Source organism: Mesorhizobium sp. M7A.F.Ca.US.005.03.2.1, assembly GCF_003997795.1.
GTDB lineage: Bacteria > Pseudomonadota > Alphaproteobacteria > Rhizobiales > Rhizobiaceae > Mesorhizobium > Mesorhizobium ciceri.
The window spans coordinates 1-9,715 of sequence record NZ_RZRP01000150.1; the positions used below are offsets into that span (position 1 = coordinate 1).

The window sequence follows — 9,715 nt, forward strand, 5'->3', positions numbered from 1 at the left end:
CGTCTATGGCGTCGACGCCGCTTTCCACCGCCGCCAGCACCGTCGCCGCCGACAGGCCCGACGTGTCGTGGGTGTGGAAATGGATCGGCAGGTCGGTCGCCTCGCGCAGCGCCTTGAACAGCACGCGTGCTGCGGAAGGCTTCAGCAGGCCGGCCATGTCCTTGACGGCGATGATGTGGGCGCCGGCCGCCTGCAATTCCCTGGCTAGGCCGACATAGTATTTGAGGTCGTATTTCGCCCGCGCCGGATCGAGGATATCGCCGGTGTAGCAGATCGCCGCTTCGATCAGCTTGCCCTCGGCTCCGACCGCATCCATGGCGACGCGCATGTTGTCGACCCAGTTCAGGCAATCGAAGACCCGGAACAGGTCGATGCCACCGCTTGCTGCCTGCTTGACGAAATGCTGCACGACATTGTCGGGATAGTTGGTGTAGCCGACGCCATTGGCACCGCGCAGCAGCATCTGCAACAGCAGATTGGGCGCCGCCTCGCGCACCAGCGACAGCCGCTCCCACGGATCCTCGGTGAGGAAGCGCATCGCGACGTCGAAGGTGGCGCCACCCCAGCATTCCAGCGATAGAAGCTGCGGCAAGGCACGCGCATAGGCACCGGCGATGCCGGCAATGTCATGCGTGCGCATGCGCGTCGCCAGCAGCGATTGATGGCCATCGCGCATCGTCGTGTCGGTGACCAGAACCTCCTTCTGATCGCGCATCCAGGCGGCGAACTTCTGCGGGCCCAGCACATCCAGCTTCTGCTTGCTGCCGCCGGGCACATTGCCGTTGAGGTAAGGCACCACGGGTGCCGCGGCGTCGGCCTTCGGCTGCGGCCGGCCGCGCGTCTCGGGATGGCCGTTGACGCTGACGTCGGCGAGATAGTTGATGAGCTTGGTGGCGCGGTCCTGGCGCTTGACCTGCTGGAACAGTTCCGGCGTCGTGTCGATGAACTTGGTCGTGTAGGAATTGTCGGCGAAGCTCGGATGGTTGATGATCGCTTCGAGGAAGGTCAAATTGGTGGCGACGCCGCGGATGCGGAACTCGCGCAGTGCCCGATTCATGCGGGCGATCGTCTCGGCCGGCGTCGGCGCCCACGCCGTCACCTTCTCCAGCAGCGGATCGTAGAAGCGGGTGATGACCGCGCCCGAATAAGCGGTGCCGCCGTCGAGGCGGATGCCGAAGCCCGTCGCGCCGCGATAGGCGGTGATGCGGCCGTAATCGGGGATGAAATTGTGCTCGGGATCTTCCGTGGTGATACGGCACTGCAGCGCGTGGCCGTTCAGCCTTATGTCCTTCTGCGCCGGCACGCCTGATTCCGGTGTGCCGATGGCAAAGCCGTCGAGGATATGGATCTGCGCCTTGACGATATCGATGCCGGTCACCTGCTCGGTGACGGTGTGCTCGACCTGGATGCGCGGGTTGACCTCGATGAAATAGAATTTGCCGGTGTCGGCATCCTGCAGGAACTCGACCGTGCCGGCGCCGATATAGCTGGTCTCGCGGGCGATCTTGAGCGCATGGCCGCAAAGCTCCTCGCGCTGCGACATTTCGAGATAGGGCGCCGGCGCCCGCTCGACGACCTTCTGGTTGCGGCGCTGGATCGAACAGTCGCGCTCGAACAGGTGCACGGCATTGCCATGGGTATCGCCCAGCACCTGCACCTCGACATGACGGGCGCGTTCGATCAGCTTTTCGAGATAGACCTCGTCCTTGCCGAAGGCGGCTTTCGCCTCGCGCTTGCCTTCGGTGACTTCGCGGGCAAGGTCGGCTTCGGCGCGAATGGCCCGCATGCCGCGGCCGCCGCCGCCCCATGATGCCTTCAGCATCACCGGATAGCCGATTTCCTTGGCCAGTGTCTTGACCGTCTCCATGTCATCCGGCAACGGATCGGTGGCGGGGATCACCGGCACGCCGACCTCGATGGCGAGATTGCGCGCCGCGACCTTGTTGCCGAGCCGCCGCATTGTGTCCGGCCTCGGCCCGATGAAGGTAATGCCGGCTTCGGCACAGGCGTCGGCGAATTCGGGGCTTTCCGACAACAATCCGTAGCCGGGATGGATAGCATCGGCACCCGACAGCCTGGCGACGCGGATCACCTCCTCGATCGACAGATAGCTTTCGATCGGCCCCATGTCCCTGGTCAGATGCGGCCCGCGTCCGACCTGGTAGCTCTCGTCGGCCTTGAAGCGATGCAGGGAGTATTTGTCTTCCTCCGCCCAGATCGCCACGGTTTTGAGCCCGAGTTCGTTGGCCGCGCGGAAGACGCGAATGGCGATTTCGGACCGGTTGGCGACGAGGATCTTCGTGATGGCCAAGGACTGGGCTCCAGCGACGGAAGGAAGAGAAATCGGCGCAATGATTAGCGTGAAAATGCTGCAGTGCAAACGAAATTGACGCGCATTTAAACCGATTGAAATGGAATCATTGCGCCAAGGACCCTCCCCATTCCTCCGAACAGCCAAAAAAGCGCCGGCTTTCCGGTTAATGCACGATCATTGCCCGGCTAAGCATCGGCTCCACCGGCCGCCGCTGAACATGACGATGGCAAAAGAAAATGCCCGGCGCGAGGCGCCGGGCATCCGTAAATAGTCTGGAGACTGACGAGCTTACATCTTCTGGACGTAGGTGTACTTGCCGTCGTCGCCCTTCTTCCATTCGTACATGACGTAGCCGGGCAGCGTCGGGTCGCCCTTGGCGTCATAGGACAGGTCGCCGAGAACGGTCTTGAAGGGGCCGTTTTCATGCAGCGCCTTGGCAACTGCCTGCGGGTCGTTCGACTTGGCAGCGGTCGCTGCTTCCGCGATCGCCTGCACGGCGGCGTAGGAGTAGAGCGTGTAGGCTTCCGGCTCGAAACCCTGCGCGCGGAACTTCTCGACGAGTTCCTTGTTGGCGGGGATCAGGCGCGGATCCGGGCCGAACGTGTTGAGCGTGCCCGCAACTGCGTCGCCTGCGATCGAAGCCAGTTCGTTCGACACGATGCCATCGCCGGAAACCAGCGTTGCCTTGAGGCCCTGGTCGGCCGCCTGACGGATGATCAGGCCGGCTTCGGTGTGCAGGCCGCCCCAATAGATGATGGAAACGCCGGCTTCCTTCATCTTGGCGATCAGCGCCGAGAAGTCCTTGTCGCCGACATTGATGCCTTCATACATGACTTCCGTCACGCCCTTGGCGTTCATCGCCTTCTTGGTTTCGTCGGCAAGGCCCTGACCGTAGGTGGTCTTGTCGTGAACGACAGCGATCTTGGCGTCCTTGAAGTTGGCGGCGAGATACGCGCCGGCAATGCTGCCCTGCTGGTCGTCGCGTCCGCAGGTGCGGAACACGTTCCACAGACCGCGCTCGGTGAATTGCGGGTTGGTCGCGGCCGGCGTCACTTCGACGATGCCGTTTTCCGCATAGACTTCAGATGCCGGGATAGAGACGCCGGAGTTGAAGTGGCCGACCACGAACTTGACGCCGTCGCCGACGAACTTGTTGGCGACCGAGATACCCTGCTTCGGATCGGAGACGTCGTCGCCGACTTCGAGCTTGATCTGCTCGCCGTTGATGCCGCCCTTGGCATTGATGTCGGCGACAGCAGCTTCCGCCCCCTTCTGCAGCTGCGCGCCGAAGGCGGCGTTCGGACCGGTGATCGGGCCCGCGACGCCCATCATTACGTCAGCCCACGCGCTGCCGCCGAACGCGACAAGCGCGGTCAGGGCGACGGCGGACAAAAGTGACTTTTTCATTTAAACGCTCCCATTAACGGAGTGGGCGTGGATGAAGCTTTCATGCGATGCCCACCCTTATCGCAGAAAGCATAGTTTGCCGATTTTCAGGCACTTGTCACGCCGATTCAATTTCGAGGCGGCGTTAATGATGAACGTCAACCTTTCGGTTTCCAGCTCAAGAGTGAAGCTCTTTCGTAGAGCCAATTATACTGTGTCACCATCTGGTTGGTGCGCGTGTATTGATAGCCGACGAAGCCGAGGATCATCAGCACGATGGTGTCGACGACATAATAATGCAGCGAGAACATGGTGCCGCCGAACAGCGCGTGATGGATGAAGCGGATCGCGATGCCGAGGCCCAGCACATAGGCGAACAGCTGGATGAAGCTGCGCCACGTCTGGGCACTGGCCTTGCCCGTCATCCACGCCGCCCAGCCGCCGAGCAGACAGGTGACGAAGAAGAACTGCCAGATCGAGGGTTCCTCGTAAAGAATGCCCTGCATGGTGAAGTCTCCCTAGCATGATCCCGAAAAGTTGCGGACTTTCCGGACAAAGATCATGCGACAAACAAACAATCTGGAGCGGAATAGCGGTGCACGCATTCCGCTTCGAACTCAGTGGTGTCCGCCCTCGAGATAGGCGGCGCGCACTTCCGGATTGGCGAGCAGTTCCTTGCCGGTGCCGCTCATCGTCACATTGCCGTTGACCATGACGTAGCCGCGCGTGGCGAGCTTGAGCGCGCCGAAGGCGTTCTGCTCGACCAGGAACACGGTCAGCCCCTGGGTGCGGTTCAGTTCGCGGATGGCGTCGAAGATCTGTTTGACGATCAGCGGCGCGAGACCCAGCGACGGCTCGTCGAGCAAAAGCAGCTTCGGCCGTGCCATCAGCGCGCGTCCGATCGACAGCATCTGCTGCTCACCGCCCGACAGCGTGCCACCGCGCTGGGTGATGCGCTCCTTCAAACGCGGGAACAGCGTGAACACCTTCTCGACGTCCTCGTCATAGTGCTTGAGGTTGTCGAGGCTGGCGCCCATCTGCAGGTTTTCCATCACCGTCATGCGCGGAAAGATCCGCCGGCCCTCGGGCGATTGGGCAATGCGCATGCGCGCGATCTCGTGCGTCGGCATCTGGGTTATGTCGGTGCCGGCAAAGGTGATAGTCCCGGCGCGAGCCCGCGGCGCACCGAAAATAGTCATCATCAGCGTCGACTTGCCGGCGCCATTGGCACCGATCAGCGCCACGATCTCACCCTGCTTGACGGTGACATCGACGCCGTTCAGCGCCCGGATGTTGCCGTAATAGGTCTGCACGCCCTTGATATCGAGCAGCGTTGTCGCGGCCATCACTTGCCCCCTCCACGCTTGCCCGCCACGGGCTTGGCAGCGGTCTTGCTCGCGGTCTTTCCGGAGGCTGCCTTTGCAGTCTTTGCGGAAGCATGGCTCGTCGCCACCTTGCCCGCATCCACGCGGCGCGAAAATTCCGTGTCCCTGCCCTGGCCGAGCAGCCTAGCCTGTTTGACCCATTCCTCGCGCGCGATACGTCCGTCAAAAGCAAGATAGGCTTCGGCGGCCTCGACGTCGGCCTTTTTCCAGGCGCCGATCTGGTCGAAGTGGAAGATGCCGTGGTCGTTGAGCTTCTTCTCGTTGACCGTACCGATGCCCTTTATGCGGGTCAAATTGTCGGCCTTGCCGCCGCGAGGCGCAGCCAGCCGGTTGGAGATCTCTCCAGTCTTCGCCGCAGGCTTGGCGGATGCGGTCGACTTCGCCGCCGTGCCGGTTGCCGCCTTCGACGTCGCTTTCGGAGCAGGCTTTGCCTTCGCCGGCGGCACGGCTGCCTGCGAGGCTGCCTTGTTTGCCGCGGCGAGCGACCTGGCGTCGACCTGACCGGCCTTTGACGCTCCCTTGGCCACCGTAACCCGCTCGCCCGAACTATGGCCGACCGTGTCGGTCACCGGCCCGGCGAGATAGGACGACGATGTTCCCGGACCGTGCGCGGCATCCGGCCCCGTATCGAGCTGTTCGATGACATCTTCGTCGCCGACTTCGGTAAGGACCGCTTCGACTTCCTCGTCGTCGACGCCGAGATAGGCGGCGATGACGCGCGGATCGGTGCGCACCGACTGCGGACTGCCGTCGGAGATCTTGCGGCCATACTCCAGCACCACGACATGGTCGGAGATCTGCATGACCACCGACATGTCGTGCTCGATCAACAGGATCGAGGCGCCGGATGTGTTCTTGATGTCGATCAGCAGCTCGTTGAGCGCCGCCGATTCCTTCGGATTGAGGCCGGCCGCCGGCTCGTCGAGGCACAGAAGCTCGGGTCCCGTGCACATGGCGCGAGCGATCTCGAGACGGCGCTGCGCGCCATAGGGCAGGTCGCCGGCCGGGTCGTCGGCACGGTCGACAAGATCGGCCTTTTCCAGCCAATGCTTGGCGAGCTCCACCGATTCGGCCGAGGCCTTGCGATAGCCGCTGAAGCCGAACAGGCCAAGCACCGTGTAGCCCGATGCCTTCATCAGTTTGTTGTGCTGGGCGACCAGCAGGTTCTCCAGCAGGGTCATGCCGGAGAACAGGCGGATGTTCTGGAAGGTGCGCGCCACCTTGGCGCGCGCCGGGATTTCATGGTTGGGCAGCCGCTCGAGCAGGAAGGTCGAACCATCGTTCCGGTTGAGCGTGATCATGCCTTCCGAGGGCTTGTAGAAGCCGGTGATGCAATTGAACACCGTGGTCTTGCCGGCGCCGTTGGGGCCGATCAGCGCGGTGATCTCGCCGCGCTTGGCGGCGAAAGACAGATCCCCGATGGCCACCAGGCCACCGAACTTCATCGACAGATGATCGACCTGAAGGATAGCGTCGTTCATGCCCGAAGCGGCTTTCTGAACAGGGTTCGCATTCATCAGCCGTGTCCTTCCTTGGTGAAGGAGCTTGAGACGGCCTTTCGCTCCTTCAGGAAGGCGGTTGGTTCACGACTGCCGACGAAGCCGCGCGGCTTCCACAGCATGACGATGACCATGGCCATGCCGAACAGCAGCATGCGGTAGAGTTCCGGTGTGAAGTCCGGTCCGAAGACCTGCTTGAGGAAGTCGAGTTCGCGCAACGCCTCGGTGCCGCCGATCATCACCATTGCGGCGACCGCTATGCCGACCAGCGAGCCCATGCCACCGAGAACCACGATGGCCAGGATGATGGCCGATTCCAGGAAGACGAAGGATTCCGGGCTGACGAAGCCCTGCCGTGCGGCGAAGAATGCGCCGGCGAAGCCGCCGAACATCGCACCCGTGGCAAAGGCCGTAAGCTTCGTGGTGGTGGTGTTGATGCCGAGCGAGCGGCAGGCGATCTCGTCCTCGCGCAACGCTTCCCAGGCACGGCCGACCGGCATGCGCCGCAGCCGGATGGTGACGAAGGCTGTCAGCAGCGCCAGCGCCAGGATCAGGTAATAGAGGAAGATCTTGTAGTAGGCGCTCGATGTCGCCAGATGCAGCACCTTGGCGACGTAATTGGGGTCCGACACGTTGAAGGTCATCAGGCCGAAGAAGGTGACCTTCGGGATGCCGGAAATACCGGCTGAACCGTTGGTGACTTCCCGCCAGTTGATCAGCACCAGGCGGATGATCTCACCGAAAGCCAAGGTGACGATCGCCAGGTAATCGCCGCGCAGGCGCAGCACCGGGAAACCGAGCAGCACGCCCCAGAAGGCGGCCATGGCGCCGGCGGCCGGCAAAAGGATCCAGAACGACAGGCCGTACTGCGTGCCGAGCAGCGCATAGGCATAGGCGCCGACCGCGTAGAAGGCGACATAACCGAGGTCGAGCAGGCCGGCGAGGCCAACGACGATGTTCAGGCCCCAGGCCAGCATCACATAGATCAGGATCTGGATGCCGAAATTGTCGACCCATTTCAGCGAGCCTTGCAGTCCGCCGACGAACGACCAGGACATCAGCGACAGGATCGCCACCACCAGGATCGGATAGAGGATCAGCGCGGCAATGCCGAGTTTGGTGAAGTTGGCATGAATGAAGCCGCGGAAATAATAGATCACGCAGGCCAGCACATAGATGACCGACAAGGCGCGCAGGAACTGCAGATAGCCCGCCGGCTCCGCTCCCACCCATCCGACGAGAGAGCTGTTGACCGCAAACAACACCACCGCCGCGACCAAGGCCACGATGAAGGCCGGCAACTGGAAGAAGCGTGACGCCACGCTGGCCGGCAGCAGGCCGGTGGCGACGTCGGTGATCTTCTGGTTGGCCAGGAAGGGCTGTCCATAGGCGACATAGAGGAAGCGCCCGACAGCCGTGGCGATAACCACGGCGGCAAGCAGGCCCCAGCGTGTCGTCAGGACCAGTTCATTGGAAATGTTCTGGCCGGTCTTCAGGCCGATGAACAGCACGAACAGGCCAAACGATATGGCAGCGGCATAGAGCGCCTCACGCAATGCGCGCTGCATGGGGGTGGCGACGGTGTCGCGCTCCGGAGATACGGTGACGGCCATAGTCTCAGACCTTTTCGACTTCTGGCCGGCCCAATATGCCGGAAGGCAGGAAGATCAGCACGATGGCCAGGATCGAGAACGCCGCGACATCCTTGTAGTCGATCGAGAAATAGGCCGACCACATGCTCTCGATGAAGCCGATCATCAACCCGCCGACCACCGCGCCCGGCAGCGAACCGATGCCGCCCAGCACCGCCGCCGTGAAGGCTTTCACGCCCGGCGTGAAACCATCCGAGAAGGCAATGACGCCGTAATACATCAGGAACAAAGTGCCGGCGACCGCGGCAAGGGCCGCACCCATGATGAAGGTGATCGAGATGGTACGGTCGACATCGATGCCGAGCAGCGCCGCCATCTTGCGGTCCTGCTCACAGGCCCGTTGCGCTCGTCCAAGCGAGGTCTTGTTGACCAGATACCAGAACAGCGCCAGCAGCAGCGCCGTGACGACGACGATGATGATCTGCTTCAGCGACACGCTGATGCCGTTGATGTTGTAAACCTGGCTGACCATCGGCGGGATCGGCTTGTTGCGGGGACCCTGCGTCACCTGGACGAAGTTCGACAGCGCGATCGACATGCCGATGGCAGTGATCAGCGGGGCCAGTCGGAACGAACCGCGCAGCGGCCGGTAGGCCACCTTTTCGATCGTCCAGTTGTAGAGGCTGGTGAGCAGCATCGCCACGATCATCATGATCAGCAGCGCCAGCACAACCGGCACGGAATAGAACAGCGCGCCAAGGGCGAGGAAGACGATCAGTGCCGTGAAGGCACCCACCATGAAGATGTCGCCATGGGCGAAATTGATCATACCGATGATGCCGTAGACCATCGTGTAGCCGATCGCGATCAGCCCATAGATCGATCCCAGCGTCAGCCCGTTGATAAGCTGCTGGACAAAGTACTGCATGTGTACATGGCTCCCCTGGAATGTCGCCCATGCAGACGCATTCCTTTTCGTATTTCCCCTAGTCGTAAAGTTTCGAGCCCGGATTGCAACGTCATTTTTCAATCGTCATGCGTGTTTTCGAAGCACGCCGCCCGATTGCCCGTTTTCCATCATCCGACCCCTGGACTATCGCGGACCCTACCATTGGCATAACGCAATGTCTTTGACGATTCGACCGCATCATGCGCTCCGTTTCGAAGAAATCGCCGTCAAAATTAGGTGATGAAAGGAATCCTTGCGTTTTTGGCACGATCCATTTTTCAGGTCGTTGCTTTCCGCTAGGTCAGGATTCCCATCACTTGACAACAAACCCGTGCGCGAACGGGTCGCGGTCGTCGATGAAGATGGTGTTCAGTCCGGTCATCCGCGCCCAGCCGCCGATCGAGGCAATGATGGCCGGCTTGCCGGCCACGCTGACATCCTTTTCGACCTTGCCCTTGAACAGCGAACCGATGATCGATTCATGCACGAAGCTGTCTCCGGCCTTGAGTTTGCCCTTGGCATGAAGCTGCGCCATGCGCGCCGAGGTGCCGGTGCCGCAGGGCGAGCGGTCGATCGCCTTGTCGCCGTAG

8 protein-coding genes are annotated in these 9,715 nt (G+C 61.9%); all 8 read right to left on the reverse strand.

The window, feature by feature from the left end:
• The coding region (gene pyc, locus EN991_RS11190) for a pyruvate carboxylase (protein ID WP_127368754.1) at positions 1 to 2,311 on the reverse strand (2,311 nt) is incomplete at its 3' end.
• 291 nt (positions 2,312 to 2,602) lie between these two features.
• A complete protein-coding gene (locus EN991_RS11195) occupies positions 2,603 to 3,721 on the reverse strand; it encodes a branched-chain amino acid ABC transporter substrate-binding protein (protein ID WP_013529097.1) in 1,119 nt (372 codons plus the stop codon).
• A 137-nt stretch (positions 3,722 to 3,858) separates the two neighbouring features.
• Positions 3,859 to 4,206, reverse strand: coding sequence for a DUF6867 family protein (locus EN991_RS11200; RefSeq protein ID WP_013529096.1), 348 nt, complete (start codon positions 4,204 to 4,206; stop codon positions 3,859 to 3,861).
• 111 nt (positions 4,207 to 4,317) lie between these two features.
• Positions 4,318 to 5,046, reverse strand: a complete 729-nt coding sequence (locus EN991_RS11205) for an ABC transporter ATP-binding protein (protein WP_013529095.1) — start codon at positions 5,044 to 5,046, stop codon at positions 4,318 to 4,320.
• Positions 5,046 to 6,602, reverse strand: a complete 1,557-nt coding sequence (locus tag EN991_RS11210) for an ATP-binding cassette domain-containing protein (protein WP_013529094.1) — start codon at positions 6,600 to 6,602, stop codon at positions 5,046 to 5,048. The genes EN991_RS11205 and EN991_RS11210 overlap by 1 nt, the downstream gene beginning before the upstream one ends.
• A complete protein-coding gene (livM, locus tag EN991_RS11215; RefSeq protein ID WP_013529093.1) occupies positions 6,602 to 8,197 on the reverse strand; it encodes a high-affinity branched-chain amino acid ABC transporter permease LivM in 1,596 nt (531 codons plus the stop codon). The genes EN991_RS11210 and livM overlap by 1 nt, the downstream gene beginning before the upstream one ends.
• A 4-nt stretch (positions 8,198 to 8,201) precedes the next feature.
• Positions 8,202 to 9,104 carry a branched-chain amino acid ABC transporter permease gene (locus tag EN991_RS11220; protein WP_013529092.1) on the reverse strand — a complete coding sequence of 301 codons (903 nt, stop codon included), beginning with the start codon at positions 9,102 to 9,104 and terminating at the stop codon, positions 8,202 to 8,204.
• A gap of 334 nt (positions 9,105 to 9,438) precedes the next feature.
• The coding region (locus EN991_RS11225) for a proline racemase family protein (RefSeq protein ID WP_206519188.1) at positions 9,439 to 9,715 on the reverse strand (277 nt) is incomplete at its 5' end.